This is a genomic window from Pantoea sp. EABMAA-21 (assembly GCF_030053335.1).
GTDB lineage: Bacteria > Pseudomonadota > Gammaproteobacteria > Enterobacterales > Enterobacteriaceae > Pantoea > Pantoea communis.
The window spans coordinates 108,087-122,979 of the sequence record NZ_JASGBX010000003.1 but is presented as its reverse complement, the minus strand read 5'-3'; the positions used below and the strand labels follow the sequence as shown (position 1 = coordinate 122,979).

The 14,893-nt window shown below is 51.0% G+C and carries 14 protein-coding genes; 6 read left to right on the top strand and 8 right to left on the bottom strand.

Going from position 1 to position 14,893, the window contains the following annotated elements; all coding sequences use genetic code 11:
- Window positions 1–129: 129 nt before the first annotated feature.
- From QMZ65_RS06060 to QMZ65_RS06025, 8 genes are all read right to left on the bottom strand, one after another.
- Entirely contained in the window at window positions 130–822 is a 693-nt protein-coding gene (locus QMZ65_RS06060) for an amino acid ABC transporter permease (protein ID WP_034823323.1), read from the bottom strand.
- 16 nt (window positions 823–838) lie between these two features.
- Window positions 839–1,528 carry an amino acid ABC transporter permease gene (locus tag QMZ65_RS06055; RefSeq protein WP_197080186.1) on the bottom strand — a complete coding sequence of 230 codons (690 nt, stop codon included), beginning with the start codon at window positions 1,526–1,528 and terminating at the stop codon, window positions 839–841.
- Window positions 1,529–1,607: 79 nt separating this feature from the next.
- The gene (locus QMZ65_RS06050; RefSeq protein WP_034823325.1) at window positions 1,608–2,423 is read right to left on the bottom strand and encodes a transporter substrate-binding domain-containing protein; all 816 of its coding nucleotides are present in this window, start codon (window positions 2,421–2,423) and stop codon (window positions 1,608–1,610) included.
- A 20-nt stretch (window positions 2,424–2,443) separates the two neighbouring features.
- Window positions 2,444–3,181 carry an amino acid ABC transporter ATP-binding protein gene (locus QMZ65_RS06045; RefSeq protein WP_160833014.1) on the bottom strand — a complete coding sequence of 246 codons (738 nt, stop codon included), beginning with the start codon at window positions 3,179–3,181 and terminating at the stop codon, window positions 2,444–2,446.
- 12 nt (window positions 3,182–3,193) lie between these two features.
- On the bottom strand, window positions 3,194–3,760 hold the full coding sequence (locus tag QMZ65_RS06040; protein WP_045814738.1) for a peroxidase-related enzyme: 567 nt from the start codon (window positions 3,758–3,760) through the stop codon (window positions 3,194–3,196).
- On the bottom strand, window positions 3,757–4,239 hold the full coding sequence (locus QMZ65_RS06035; protein ID WP_166933578.1) for a CMD domain-containing protein: 483 nt from the start codon (window positions 4,237–4,239) through the stop codon (window positions 3,757–3,759). The genes QMZ65_RS06040 and QMZ65_RS06035 overlap by 4 nt, the downstream gene beginning before the upstream one ends.
- On the bottom strand, window positions 4,236–5,690 hold the full coding sequence (locus QMZ65_RS06030; RefSeq protein ID WP_283215593.1) for an NAD(P)-binding domain-containing protein: 1,455 nt from the start codon (window positions 5,688–5,690) through the stop codon (window positions 4,236–4,238). Before QMZ65_RS06030 ends, QMZ65_RS06035 begins: the two co-directional genes overlap by 4 nt.
- Window positions 5,691–6,102: 412 nt before the next feature.
- Window positions 6,103–7,065: a LysR family transcriptional regulator gene (locus QMZ65_RS06025; protein ID WP_283215592.1), complete on the bottom strand. Its 963-nt coding sequence runs from the start codon at window positions 7,063–7,065 to the stop codon at window positions 6,103–6,105.
- 430 nt (window positions 7,066–7,495) lie between these two features.
- On the opposite strand from QMZ65_RS06025, the gene QMZ65_RS06020 reads away from it, so the two are divergent.
- The 6 genes from QMZ65_RS06020 (at window position 7,496) to QMZ65_RS05995 (ending at window position 14,866) form a co-directional block, all read left to right on the top strand.
- On the top strand, window positions 7,496–8,269 hold the full coding sequence (locus QMZ65_RS06020) for an MrpH family fimbial adhesin (protein WP_141399011.1): 774 nt from the start codon (window positions 7,496–7,498) through the stop codon (window positions 8,267–8,269).
- A 153-nt stretch (window positions 8,270–8,422) separates the two neighbouring features.
- Window positions 8,423–9,817 (top strand): MFS transporter, encoded by a 1,395-nt coding sequence (locus QMZ65_RS06015; RefSeq protein WP_283215591.1) that lies wholly within the window; start codon window positions 8,423–8,425, stop codon window positions 9,815–9,817.
- 534 nt (window positions 9,818–10,351) lie between these two features.
- Window positions 10,352–10,891 carry a fimbrial protein gene (locus QMZ65_RS06010; RefSeq protein WP_034823335.1) on the top strand — a complete coding sequence of 180 codons (540 nt, stop codon included), beginning with the start codon at window positions 10,352–10,354 and terminating at the stop codon, window positions 10,889–10,891.
- A gap of 76 nt (window positions 10,892–10,967) precedes the next feature.
- Window positions 10,968–11,516: a fimbrial protein gene (locus QMZ65_RS06005; RefSeq protein ID WP_141399012.1), complete on the top strand. Its 549-nt coding sequence runs from the start codon at window positions 10,968–10,970 to the stop codon at window positions 11,514–11,516.
- A 20-nt stretch (window positions 11,517–11,536) separates the two neighbouring features.
- A complete protein-coding gene (locus QMZ65_RS06000; protein WP_502921520.1) occupies window positions 11,537–14,044 on the top strand; it encodes an outer membrane usher protein in 2,508 nt (835 codons plus the stop codon).
- 51 nt (window positions 14,045–14,095) lie between these two features.
- Window positions 14,096–14,866 carry a fimbria/pilus periplasmic chaperone gene (locus QMZ65_RS05995; RefSeq protein WP_283215589.1) on the top strand — a complete coding sequence of 257 codons (771 nt, stop codon included), beginning with the start codon at window positions 14,096–14,098 and terminating at the stop codon, window positions 14,864–14,866.
- The last annotated feature ends 27 nt before the right edge of the window (window positions 14,867–14,893 follow it).

Genomic DNA, 14,893 nt, shown 5'->3' with positions numbered 1-14,893 from the left:
TTGAAGCGCAATGAATTGCGCCGCTACCCAACCCGTGCAGGCCCTATAGCGGCGCGATTTATCGCGCAAATTTGCCAAAAAAAAACGGCAGCCACATGGGGCTGCGGTCTCATCACAACTTATCAAGCTTCAGGTGCGCACGCGCAGTGCTGCCTCAATCTTGTCGGCGATCTTAGTGACCACATAAGCAATCACCATGTAGAACACCACCGCAATCAGGAAGGCTTCGAGGTAGTAGAAATTCAGCGCCGCCGTCAACTGCGCCTGGGCAAAGATATCCACCACTTCAATCGCAAACGCCAGCGACAGGGCTTTCATGATCACCATAAACGCATTCGCCAGATCGGGGATCGCCGCCACGATAATCTGCGGGAACATCACCCGACGGAACAGCTGTCCACCGCTGTAGCCGAGTGATAAGGCTGCATCGGATTGTCCACTGTCGAACGAGTTCAGCGCGCCTTTCCACACTTCGGCCTGGAATGCCGCGACACAGGCACTCAGCGCCACAATGATGATCACCCAGTTCGGCAGTGAATGGGCATTCACCTCGACGCCAAACAGCGTGGCAACAAAGTGCAGCGCCGGTGGCAAGCCGTAATAGGCGAGGAAAATCACGACCACCATCGGCACGCCTTTGAAGGCGATTTTGTAGGTGATCACCAGCTGGCGCAGCACCGGAATGCGGCGATGTTCGATAAAGGCAAACAACCCACCCAACAGCGTCGAACAGATAAACACCGTCACTGCCATCAGCAGCGTCACCGGTACCGCATCGAGAATGCTCCAGAAGTCCGGCAGCAAAACCTCAGCATCAAACATGGTTTGTCTCCCCGACTCAGACGCTGGTGGTGAACTTCACGCGCGGTGCAGACTTAGAGCTGTACTTCGCATGACGTTGTTCAAAGAAGCGGATAACCAGCCACGCCACACCGCACAGCAGTGAATAGAGCACGGCCAACACCAGATAGGTGCCGAACTGATACTGGTTGTAATCGCGTTCCATAATCAGGTGCGCGGTCGCCATCACATCTGCCGCACCGATGTACATCACCAGCGCCACGTTATGAATCAGATAGATAATCGCATTGCCGTAACCCGGCAGCGCAAAGTGCACCGCTTGCGGGCCAATCACCCGCAGCATTTTCTGGCGGAAGCTGTAGCCAAGGCTGTCGGTGGCATCGTGCTGACCCCGTTCCACCGCAAGGTATGCCGGGCGCATCACTTCCGACAGATATCCGCCGTGATACAGGCTCAGGCCGATCATCGCCGCCACATTGGCGGTAAAGAAGTCACCAAAGCCAAAATTATCGGTGATCAGCGGCATGCCGTAGAAGGCCACAAACAGCTGCAGCACCACGGGCACGCTGCGCGCATAGGAAACATAGAGATCGGCCAGCTGGCTGATCACGGGAATACGGCGCACGCGAAAAACGGTGGCGATCAGCGCCAGAAAGAACCCGGCAATCATCGCGACAAACATGATGCCGAGCGTCAGTGGCAGCGCCGACAGCAGTTCTGGAATCATGGAGGATAGATTCACGGTGAAACACTCCTGCTAAAAAGGACAGCATGCGCCCGGCTCAGCACCGGGCGCAGTGAATCTATTACTTCATGTACTTAGTGACTTCTTCGCCAAACCACTTCTGCGCCAGCTTATCCAGCGTGCCGTCGTCTTTCAGTTCTTTCAGCGCTTTGTTCACGTCATCGTTCAGGGCCTGGTTTTCGGCAGAGCGGTGGATCAGCACATAGGTGTTGTTGATCACCACCGGCTCACTGGCTTTGATCGCCAGCTTCTGGTTGTCGATAACCGTCTGCTCACCGAGGTTTGAAGGCAGGATCAGCGCATCGTATTTACCGTTCTGCACTTCTTTCAGGCGATCCGGGTAAGGCACACCGGCGCTGGACGCTTTGATGGTGATTTTGTCGTTCGGGTTGTCCTGCTGCCACTGGGTGACGAACTTATACACGCCGCCGCCTGCGGTCACTGGCACGATGTTCTTGCCGACCAGATCTTTCATGCCGTTGATATTGCTATCGCTGCGGCTGTAAATCTTCATCAGGCTGGCACCGATCGGTGCATCCGGGATCAGGAACTGTTTGCTGCGCGCTGGCGCTTTGTAGTAACCGCCAGTCGCCATGTCGTATTTGCCGGTCACCAGGCCGGTTTCCTGCGCGATATCCGCCGCGCCTTCCATCACGAATTTGTACTGTGGCAGTTTGGCGTTGATGGCTTTCAGTACGTCCGGCTCGTAACCCTCAGGTTCGTGACCGATCGCGCCCCATGACAGCGGTTTGGATTCCGCAGCGGTGGCGATTTTGATGGTGCGTACCGCGTCAGCAAAGCTGTTACCGCTGATCAGGGCCAGGGCGATGATGCCAGGCGCGGCCAGGCGACGTAATGTGGTTTTGATTGCAGGCATGTCTTTGATTCCTTTAATTATTAGAATGCTCGTTCTGAACTGAGGAACTGTGCAAGGCGCGGCAGGGTTGGGTTATCAAACATCTCTGTCGGACTGCCCTGCGCGGCCACGACACCCTGATCCATAAACACGATGCGATTCGAAATGCTTTTCGCGAACTGCATCTCATGCGTCACCAGCAGCGAGGTAATGCCGGATGACGCCACGTCTTTAATCACTTTCAGCACTTCACCCACCAGCTCAGGATCGAGCGATGAGGTCGGTTCATCAAACAGCATCACATCCGGACGCACCGCCAAAGCACGGGCGATACCGGTACGCTGTAACTGGCCGCCAGACAGCTGCGACGGATAGTGATCGAGCTTGGCACCCAGACCCACACGCTCCAGCTCCTGCACGGCGATGTCGCGCGCTTGCTGTTTGGTTTTACGCTGGATGACGATCAGCGGATCCATCACGTTTTCCAGCACCGTCATGTTTTTGAACACGTTAAACTGCTGGAACACCATGGCGGTGCGCAAGCGGATCGCCTGGATCGCCGCTTTATCCGGTGACTGATAATCCATGCGGATCTGATCCAGCTGAATGGTCCCGGCTGACGGCTTCGCCAGATAGTTAATGCAGCGCAGCAGCGTGGTTTTACCGGTGCCGCTTGGCCCAATGATCGACACCACATCGCCGCGTTTTACCGACAGATCAACCCCTTTGAGGATCGGATTGCTGCCGTAAGAGAGCGTAATATTGTTGAGTTCTAACATCCGGTGCAGCCCTTATTTGTTCAGGTCAGCATGGCCGAGCACATGCATCAGACGGTTGGCCCAGCCGAAAATGGCGATGGCGTGGATCAGATCGATAATCTCCTGATCGTTCATGCCGACGGCACGCAGTGCCGCCACATCTTCCGGCGTGGCCTCAGAAGGCGTAACCGATAAACGGCGGGCAAAGCGGTAGATCGCCGCATCGCGTTCACCTAATACATCCGCTCTATCAAAATAGATGGCACTGACCACGGCGTCACTGTCAGCTAACTGTGCATGACGTCGCGCATGCACCACCGCGCAATAACGGCAGCCGTTGACGATCGAAGCCCCCAGCGCGCCCAGCTCACGATCGGCACGATCGAGGCCACCTTCAACATACATAATGGCGTTGAACAGCCCGGTACGTGCGGTGTAACTCTCGGGATCGTGCACCAGCGTGCGCACGTACTCGGAGATCTTCTTGTTCGACGGCGTCACTTTCATCGCATCGAGCTGCGCCGGTGTCGCCTGTTCAACATCTACTGGCGTGATATACGGATGCCAGTGCAGCGGCTTGAGATTTACCGACGGAATCATGCGGACCTCATCAAACGTAAGCCAGCCGCCACGCGCGTCTGGAAGTTAACAAAGGCGATCAGCTCAGAGAGCGCAACAATTTGCGGGTTGCTCAAACCGGCCTGCTCCAGCAAGCGAATATGCTGTTCGGTAGCCTGAATGGGCTGCTGCGTGACCATGTCAGCATGGCGCGCAATCGTGGCCAGCGGCTCTTCCGCTACGGCGCAACCTGAGGCCAGCGCCAGCAAGGCTTCAGACGGATTTAACGCCGCCAGCTGCGCCTGGTAATCACGTTGCAGCGGCGCATCGTAGTTCAACACCGCCATACGCTGCGCCAGTGCCAGACGCAGATCCGCAGGTAAACCCTGATCCTCTTCCGGCGCGAGTACTGACACACGGCACGCTTCCGCGCCCTCAACAAATTCGGGACGCAGGCGGCGCGTCTGATACAACGCCTCTTCTGGTGTTAATCCGGCTGCTTGATCAATAGCGTCGCTCACAACGCGTTCTCCTGTTTTAGTAACGGGGTTGAATCCACCCATTCATCGCCCTGTAATTCAGGGGTGTCAAAAGCTTGTAAGTTGGCGTAGTGCTGCTCGACGTCCTCGGCAAACAGCGAGGCGGTAATACCGCGCACCAGGCGATCGGCACCGGCGCTTACCGCAGGAATGTCGCCGGAGACTTTGCCGTGCGTCAGCATGGCGGCATCGTTGAAGCAGTGGATGTGTGCCAGCATCGGGCAGGCATCAGGCGTTAGTTCGCGGAACTCGAATGAAGGGCCGAGATCCGGCGCTTCCAGCAGGCTGTGGCGCGGATTGCCCATCTCAGGTTGATAGCGACCGTCAGACCAGCTGCGAATATGCGGCGCAATGGCAGCAAACTCCGGGCGGCCGTGGAAATCGTTGGTGAAGCCGGTGGCGGCGATCAAAAAGTCGTAGTGCAGTGCGCCCTGGGTGGTTTCAATCAGCAGGCCGTTTTCTTCCTGTTTAACGGCGTTAATGCCGCAATCGAGGAAGAAGCGCGCGTTTTCATGACGTGATACGCGCAGAGTGGAAGAGCGCGGCGGTGGCGTTTGCGTCGCGGCGGTGTAATCGACAAATTTCCATTTCCACGCATCCGGCAACTGATGCATGCCGTGCACCACGCCCTGACTGCCAATGCCGGTCATCTTGTTGATGCGCGGCATTTCTTTGCGGCGAATCAGCAGATCGACGGCAGCAGCGCCCTGTTCCAGCGCGGTGGCCGCGTTATCCATCGACGAGGCGCCTGCACCAATCACCGCAATGCGCTTGCCTTTTAAGGCAGTGAAATCGATGTCATCAGCGGAGTGTGCCCAGAACTGGCGATCAATGCCCTGCAGGAAATCCGGCACGGCGAAGCCACCGAGGCCAGAACGTCCGGTGGCCAGCACCAACCGGCGCGTGTAAACACGCTCGGTTTCGGCACCCTCCAGATCCAGCGCAATTAAATCCCCGGCCTGCGCAATGCTGGTGACGCGCACGTTGTTGTGCACCGGCAAATTCAGCACCTTGCGGTACCAAATCAGGTAATCCATCCACTGCGCTTTAGGGATTTTGTCCAGCTCCTGCCACGCCTCTTTGCCCCACTGCGCCGTGAACCAGGCGCGGAAGGTCAGTTGCGCGAGGCCGAGAGCCGGGCCGTGCAGCGTTTTTGGTGAGCGCAGGGTTTCCATACGCGCAAAAGTGATCCACGGCCCCTCCAGCCCAGCGGGTGCGGCGTCATAAGCCACCACATTGCTGATGCCGGTGAACTGTAATTTGGCGAGTGCCGCCAGACCGCACATGCCCGCTCCAATCACCACTACATCACGGACCGGCGCACTCTGGAAGGTGCGTTCCGGTACCCAGGATTTGGCGGGCAGTTCCAGAAATTCCAGATCCTGCTGAAGCTGAGCTTCTAATGCAGCAAGACCTTTGGCGGCATACGTCATAGAGAGATTTCCCTGGTGTCAGCGATCGCGTTGAGAGCGAGCGAAAACGATGAAAACACGCCGATGATCCTACCTTTTTAATTATCTATAAAACGCATAATAGGCAGCTAACAATCATCAATGCGCATAATAGGAGCTAAGTTTTCGCATAATCCTCTTGCCCTAAATGTGAGTCAAGATTTTCGCTCAGGATTTGACCAATGGATTTCTTATATCTTATGCCGAAAAAGTTATAAGCGTTGAAAATGAAGGGATTCATCGCGCCTGATAAGTCAGGAAGCCGCGGTGCATTATCCTGCCGCTGTAGCGTAATAGGGCTATTGCGTGCCTAATGCATTCGGTTCAGATGCGTAGCGATGTGCTTCATCTCTAATTGAAGCGCTAATGCAGTTGGATGAACTCAATTGCCCCGCTATGACTCCTGGTTTATCACTCGCATGATGCGCGGATGTTCACTGGCAGGCAGACGTTCAAACCCTGGCAGCAGCTGAGCAGCGGCGTCTGCCAGCGCTTCCACCAGCGCCTGCGCAGCGCTGGAAATCTGGCGGCCTTGCGGCGTGATCACGCCAAAGAAGTAAGGGATGTCTTCCTGAATCGGACGAATCGCCACACCGGCCAGCGGCATGCCCCAGCCGGTGACCGGTTCGAGGATCGCCACGCCCAATCCGGCACGCACGCAGCCCAGAATATTTGCCGATGAGTTGGTTTCGATAGTTTCCAGCAGCGGCGCTTTGACTTTCTTCAGCGCCTTTTCGTAACGACTACGCAGGCGTTGCGGACTCCACGGTGCAATCAAACGGCGGCCAGCAAGCTGGCTCAGCGAAAGCGCACTGTGTGCCGCCAGTTCATCCTCTTCCGGCAGCGCAATTACGCACTGTGATTGCCCAATCCAGTGCAACTCCACCGCATGATGCTCCAGCGGCAAGCTGCACAAACCGATGTCTGCTTCAGCGGTAATCACCGCATGTGCCGTCTGTACGGCAGACTCACTGATGATTTGCACTTTGTTCTGTAAATTGAGTGCGGCCAGTGCCTGCGGCAATAACCCGGCGGCCAGTGCGGGCGTGGCAGCAATACTGAGTGGGCGATGCTGCTGATGCGCGATCTCTTGTGCGCGCAAGCGGATCTGTTGCAGCGACAGCAGCGCTTTCTGCACATACTGATGCAGCTGCAGTGCTTCTTCCGAGGGGTGAATACGCGGGCCGTTGCGGATAAACAGCGGATAACCCAGCGACTGCTCCAGCTCCTGAATCAGGCGGGAAACGGCGGGCTGCGAGCGGTTTAGTGCTTTGGCGGCCGCCGTCACGCTGCCGGCTGAAATTACCGCCGAGAAGGCTTCCAGCTGACGCAGATCGAGGTCGTTTAATGGAGTCATCGCGTGGTTACTTCCCTAAGTCATTGATCGTTCCCGACAATCACGCGGGAAAAAATCCATCATAGAGAGAGTTACGCGAATTAGCCACTCAATGAATACTGCCAACGATGCCCATTAAAAATGAGTGAGGCCAAGGTGTCGAATGAGAAGTATATGCAATGTCTTTACGAGTAATCACAATTTTAGCACAGCCTATTGGAGTCGGAGTTTAGCAAGCAGTGGATTAACAAGCTGTAGGGCATACATTACATAAATAGCGGGTGATAATGACATATACAATCTCATCCACTGACATATTTAAAATACAATAAAAAATACAATCAAAAAGTCATTACAGATTCAACTACTCGTTATTACTCCAGTGAAATAACAAGTTTGCACATTTTTTAGTTTCAATTTCTCCTGACTTACCTTAACCACCAGGAATAATATGAAAGTCTCATATGTATTCATTTTGTTATTTCTTTCACTCATTTCTCTAAGTGCGAAGGCAGTGATCAGTATTACTCGCGCTGAAATTCCTGCGGGTTCCTCCAGAATTGAAATAAGCTACAGCGCTTCCGGTGGAAATGCCACTTCACACATTGGATGTGGCGTTAGGTATTGTGGATTCGGCATTTGGGTAGTGAACAGCTCGGGAGCAACTGCAACAACACGCTATGCGCTACATAGTGGCAGCGGCGGAATGCCCGCTACAGATACCTGGTCAAATGCCAACATTACTTTTTTACGCAATTACCCCGCTAGCGCCTCTTTTACCGCAAGTTTACCTTTAGGTTCCCCACCCTATTCGATTTGTGTGGGTGGCGGAACAAATGCTTTAGGCGCTAATTATCGAAACCAACCTGGCACTTCATGCCGCACAGTTTCTCTCCCCCCGGTTCCTACCAGTTGCTCATTCTCTGGATCTCCTAACATCAATCATGGCTCACTGCAGGCTGACAAAGTGAACGGAAAGCAGGATAGCGTTTCTATCAATGTATACTGTAATCGCGCCACCTCAGCCACTATCGGCAGCCTGGGCGGTACCATAAACCTGGGTGGCGGAGTGACTTCAACACTCACTTTTGATGGGCGCAGCTCAGGTTCTATTTATCTGTCCAGCGGCAACTCTACCCATACAGTATCCTCAACATTAAGGGCAACAAATCCCACGCCCGGTGATAAGAGCGGCAGCGGCACCATTGTGATCAACCTACCCTGAGCCGTCAGTAAAGAGACCGCATCTAATCAGCTCCTGTCCTCACGGCCCGGCAATTGCCGGGTTTTTTATCGCTAAACTTGCATAGAAAACGATTGCGCCCGAAACTATTCTCTCCCTAATCCTGATTCACATGGAAGAGAAAGGAATGGCGTTATGACGCAGAATGGCATCCCAGCTAACAGAACCTTGCTGCTCGCACTGCTGGTTGCAGTCACCTTTTTTATGGAAAACCTCGACGCCACCGTCATTACCACTGCTATTCCACAAATGGCGCGCGATTTCGCTGCTAGCCCGGTGGCGCTTAACGTGGGTGTGAGTGCTTATTTACTGGCAGTAGCGGTGGGTATTCCGATGAGTGGCTGGTTAGCGGAACGCTACGGAGCACGCACGGTGTTTGCCTGTGCGATTCTGGTATTTACTGTTGCGTCGATACTGTGTGGACTCAGCGATACCCTGCCAATGTTCACGTTAAGCCGCGTTTTGCAGGGCATTGGTGGCGCGATGATGGTGCCAGTCGGTCGTATGGTAGTGCTCCGTGTGACCGAAAAAAAAGACATGGTGAAAACCATCGCCTTTATTACCTGGCCGGGATTGATTGCCCCGGTGCTCGGTCCACCGCTCGGTGGCTTAATAGTGACTTACGGACATTGGCCGTGGATCTTCTGGCTCAATATCCCACTCGGCATTATCGCCATTATTGCCACCGTTTATCTGGTGCCCCAGTTTAAAGCAGAACAACCGCGTCCGTTTGATGTGCGCGGATTTGTGCTGACCGCTACCGCCTGCACGGCGCTGATTATCTCCCTGGAAGCGCTAGGACAAATGCATCTCAGCCTTGGCATTCCATTGCTGTTACTTGGCGTGTTGTGCAGTGTGCTGGCCTATCGCCACAGCTTCAGCCATCCGCAACCGCTGTTGCCGTTCAGTGCCATGACTATTGATACTTTCCGAAATGCCGTTGTGGGCGGTTCACTTTTTCGTGCTTCGATAAACGCCGTGCCGTTTCTGCTTCCTCTGCTATTCCAGCTTGGCTTTGGCTGGAGTGCTGCGCAGGCAGGCGCCATGGTGCTGTGGGTATTTGCCGGTAATCTGGCGATGAAACCGGCCACCACCTGGCTAATGAAGCGATTTGGCTTTCGTCAGGTGCTAATGGTGAACGGCTTAATCAGCCTGGTCGCAATGTTGGGTTGCCTGCTGCTCAGCCCTTCACTTGGCTATTTCGCGATTGCTGCCATTCTGTTTATCGGCGGGTTGTCGCGCTCGCTGCAGTTCAGTTGTTACAACAGCTTAGGGTTTGCCGATGTACCCCAGGCCAAAATGAGTGACGCCTCTGTGGTGTTTAGTATCTTCTTCCAGTTCAGCATGAGCGCCGGCATTGCACTTGCCGCCCTGTTCTTACGCGGAGCCATGCTGTGGCACGAACATGCAACCATTAAGCAGAATGACATTCATATCGCTTTCGCGGGGGTAGCTTTGCTGGTGCTGGTGTCCTTGTTTGATGTCTGGCGGCTGGAGAAAAATGCCGGAGCACAGGTGCTGAGTCGTTAACAATAAAACTGCCTGCGCGGATAATGCGTGGGCGGCTTTATTCATGGCTAGCTCATCAGGAGAATCATGGCTTATTAATAAGTATCATTAACTGTTCTCGTAATATTTCCGACGCTGCTCACATTAAACGCTATCTTGCGATGTTATAGTTTTCAGCAATTGGATCGATAGGTTATTCAGATTAAAATATCGACATCCTGTTTCCTCTATCCTTTTATCACTTCATTTGTAATACATCCCTGACAAATAGCCCATTCACTCACTACATCATCAGAAAATAAATCTTATTTTCATCAGATTGATCGCTATTCATAATACCTTCCAACGACGCCAATAAAAAGAATCATAAGGCTGAGCGAAAATGAATCGTGCAGTTTCTAACCTGCATATTCAAGGAGCACCTGATAGCAGTGTGCAAATACTGACACTTCGTCAATATAAAGGCGTAATACATCGCTTACACCTCTGATGAAGCATCAGTGAACACCATGTTTTAAATATAAAAACATCGGCAAACAAAATGGAAGATATTAAATGAAAAAGTGTATTATCGCCCTGTCCGTATTAAGCCTGTTTACTGCTTCCTCTGTCTACGCTGCAGGAAACACAGGTAAAGTGACTTTCACCGGTTCAATTATTGATTCTCCGTGTTCTATTGCTCCAGGATCATTAGATCAAACTGTATCGCTGGGTGCTATTTCTAACGTGCTGCTGGCAGACAGTGGCAACACGGGTAGCTCAACCCCTCAGATTTTTAAAATCGAACTGGAAGATTGTGTTATCGCCACTGCCGGTACGAATGACAAAGTGACTGCACGCTTCACCGGTGCAACCTCTTCCTATGATCCAGAAAGCCTTGCGTTGACCGGCGGTACCGCACGAGGTGCATCAATCCAGATGTTCACCAATGACGGTGAGAAAGTGAAAATTAATACCCCAACTGCCGCCCAGCAAGTATTCAACGGCAGCAATACCCTAACCTTCACCGCCAATGTTAAGGGTGGTGGATCTACTGCAACCATCGTTCCCGGCACATTCCAGGTGCCTGCGAACTTTGTGCTGAGCTACAACTAATCGGCCATTTCTCTCCCCTTAACCTGCGGCGATTTTGTCGCAGGTTTTTTCAACTGGATAAACTGGGAACGAACCTTTGAAGCGTATGATTTCAGGTAGTTTTAAACCCGTGATTCTACTGACCATCATACATATATCGATGCTGGCGAAAGGTGCCTTTGCCGCGGGTGAAAGTATCTCACAAGTGCACATTACTGGGTCCATTGTTGGAGCCGCTTGCAGTATTAGTTTAGGTTCGCCCGACCAGACGATAAATATCGGAAACCATCCCGTTAGCGAAATAATAAAAGTAGGTCGTGGGCCAAACCACTTCTTCTCAATCGCTTTGTTAGGTTGCATGTTGTTTGAAAACGACACACAGCAAGCTGAAATAACCACGATTAAACTCATGTTCGATGGTGAGGAAGATGGGGGGCATTTTAAAGTATCAGGTTCTGCAAACGGCATAGCAATGATGATTAGCGATCACCATGGAAATCTAGCCTTTCCCGGAAAACATCTGAGTCAGAGCAAATTAAACAGTGATATGCAATTTAACTACCGACTAAACCTGATTGGTAACAAGGACGTCATTCGCTCAGGCGACCTACATTTAACACTTCGATTTAGAATAGATTACAATTAAAAAGGGAAACTATTATGCTGATGCGTTTTTTTTGGCATGCATTTGCCATTTCATTAATAAGCATATTAGTATTTTTTTCCTGCATCCTGGGAGCGAGAAGCACGCTCGCTGGCTCAGACATTCAGTTCAATACTGATGTGCTGGATCTTAAAGATCGTAGCAATATCGACATTAGCCAGTTTGCACGTAAGGGATTTATTTTACCTGGTGCATATACTCTCGCAATAAACATCAATTCAATCACGCTGCCAGAACGCGTGGTCAATTTCTATGCCTCTGAAGAAAACGAAAATGAAACCTTAGCCTGTATCACTCAGGAACTCATTCCTCTTCTGGGTTTGAAGGATAAGTTCTCCTCGCAGCTTCAATGGTGGCATCACGGGGAATGCTTAAATCTGAACAGTGTTGCAGGGATGTCAACGCGAGCTGATTTAGGTAAATCAACGTTACTGATCAACATTCCTCAAGCTTTTTTGGAATATAGCAGTTCTTCATGGGATCCCCCCGCACGATGGGAAGAAGGCATAGCGGGTGCGCTGTTTGACTATAACCTCAATTTTCAGACCATTAAGCAAAATGCGGTAGGCAGTAAAAGTCATACAAATTTATCGGGTAATGGCACGACCGGTGCCAATCTGGGTGCCTGGCGCGTACGTGCGGATTGGCAGGGTCGATATGACAATCAATCTGCAGGTGGCGGCGCACAAACTCCGCAGAACTGGGACTGGAATCGGTTTTATGCGTTTAGGGCAATAAAAAGACTGGGTGCCAAATTAACGCTGGGCGAAGACTATCTGAACTCATCGATTTTCGATGGCTTTCGTTTCACGGGTTTAAGTCTGGCGACAGATGACAACATGCTGCCCCCGAACCTCCGCGGCTATGCTCCTGAGATCAGTGGTGTGGCGAAAAGTAACGCCAAAGTCATCATCAGCCAGCAGGGTCGCGTCATTAAAGAGGTGCAAGTAGCGGCAGGCCCGTACCGCATTCAGGACCTTGATAGCGCCGTTTCCGGCAATCTGGATGTTCGCATTGAAGAACAGGATGGCAATATTGAACAATTTCAGGTCAATACAGCGACTATCCCTTACCTGACCCGCCCAGGACAGATTAGATACAAGTCCTCAATAGGCAGACCTTCAAATTTCGCACATCACACTGAAGGGCCACTCTTCGCGACGGGCGAACTTTCATGGGGAATCAGTAATGGTTGGTCCCTGTACACCGGTGGAATGGGCGGTAGTGACTACCATGCCCTGTCTCTTGGCGTCGGCCGGGACTTACTTGCACTGGGCGCAATTTCCACAGATGTCACTGTCTCAAATTTAAAAGACCATAACCGTGACACGCAGAGAGGCAATGCCTGGCGCGCAAGTTATGCCAAACGATTCGAGGATACAGGTAGCCAGGTATCATTCGCTGGCTATCGTTTTTCGGATGATGGTTTTCGTTCGATGGGAGATTACCTCAATGGTTTAAAAGGTAATGTCGATAACGGGCGCAGCAAAGAAATGTATACGGTTTCTTTGAACCAGCAATTTGAATCGCTAAACCTTGCCACTTATCTCAATTACAACCATCAGACGTATTGGAATCAGCAGTCAAATGACCGCTATGATTTCTCATTGTCAAAAAACATGGATTTGATGAAGTTTAAAAATGTCAGCCTGTCATTAACTGCATATCGAAGCGCATTGGGTCAAAACAATGACAAAGGCGTATATATGTCATTATCACTACCTTGGGGGCAATCTGGCACCGCCAGTTACAATAACTCTTACTCAAAAGGTAATAACCTCAATAGCGTGAGTTATTATGATCGTATTGGTGATGCTGATTCCTATCAGATTAGTGCTGGCGTGGCTAACAGTGATGCTGATATCGGAGGTTACTACACGCACAAAGGCAGCCTCGCCCAATTAAACACGTCAGTGAGTTACCGTGAGAGTCAATATCAAGCATTAGGTATGTCACTGCAAGGCGGTGCAACCCTCACTCCAAATGGTGGCGCATTTCACAGTAGCAGCGTTGCGGGTAGAACACGTATGTTAGTTGATACCGATGGCGTTGCAGGTGTGCCTGTTTCCGGCTACGGTCACTCGATCAACACCAACTATTTTGGTAAAGCCGTTATTACGGATATCAATAGTTATTATCGTAATAGTATCCGAATCAACCTCGATAAATTAGCTGATGACATTGAGGTAATGAAATCCGTTTCCCAAGGTACTTTAACTGAAGGTGCTATTGGCTACCGCACGTTCAATGTTACTCATGGTGGAAAAGCCATTGCCACGGTCCGTCTTGAAGATGGTTCAGCACCGCCTTTTGGTGCAAGCGTATTTAATCTGAAAAATCAGGAAACCGGCATTATCAACGATGATGGCAATGTCTATTTGAGCGGTATTCAGCCTGGCGAAGCGATGACGGTGCGCTGGAACAATGCCGATCAGTGCACCATAACGCCTCCACTGAATCTAACCAATGAAATAACCACAAATTTACTGCTTCCTTGCATTAAAGTTTAATCAAGAAATCACTTATAAATATTACATTTAATAATTAAGAGATGAATTCTCATGAAAAAAATAATATTGAAAAAAGCCCTCATTATCACATTAACACTCAATACTGGCGTTCAATCTGCCGTTGCAGCTGTCTCTCTTGACCGAACGCGAGTCATCTATCCGGGTTCAGAAAAATCAGTCAGTTTAACAGTCAGTAATAAAAATGAATCACTGCCTTATCTCGCCCAGGGCTGGCTTGAAAATGATAAGGATGAAAAACTTGAAAACAACACGCCTTTCATCGTGGTTCCTCCCATTCAACGCATCGAACCGAAAGAAGAAAGCCAGGTCAAAATTCAGGCTTTAACCTCCTCTGAGGCATTTAAACATCTTCCTGGTGATCGTGAGTCGCTCTTTTATTTTAATTTAAGAGAGATTCCACCTAAAAGTGACAAACCCAATGTCCTGCAGATTGCATTACAGACACGGATCAAATTTTTCTATCGTCCGGCAGATTTAGCCGAAGCCGCTGCGGCACAGCATGCAACGCCTTTTCAGGAAAAAATGACATTACTAAAATCAGGGGACAAATATACAGTTAAAAATCCTACTCCTTATTACATTACACTGATTGGTGCGAGCGCAAAAAAAGAAGGCAACGTTATCAAAGGATTCGAATCTATCATGATCCCTCCGTTCAGCCAGGCTCCATTGGGAGGGAGTGCATCCTCATTAGGTAAAAGCCCTGTTTTAGTTTACGTGAATGATTACGGTGGCCAGCCCTCGCTAATATTTAGCTGTAAGGGGAGTGAATGTCATGTGGATCCTCAGAATAATGGATAACCGGACATGCTGAACAAGAGAATAAAA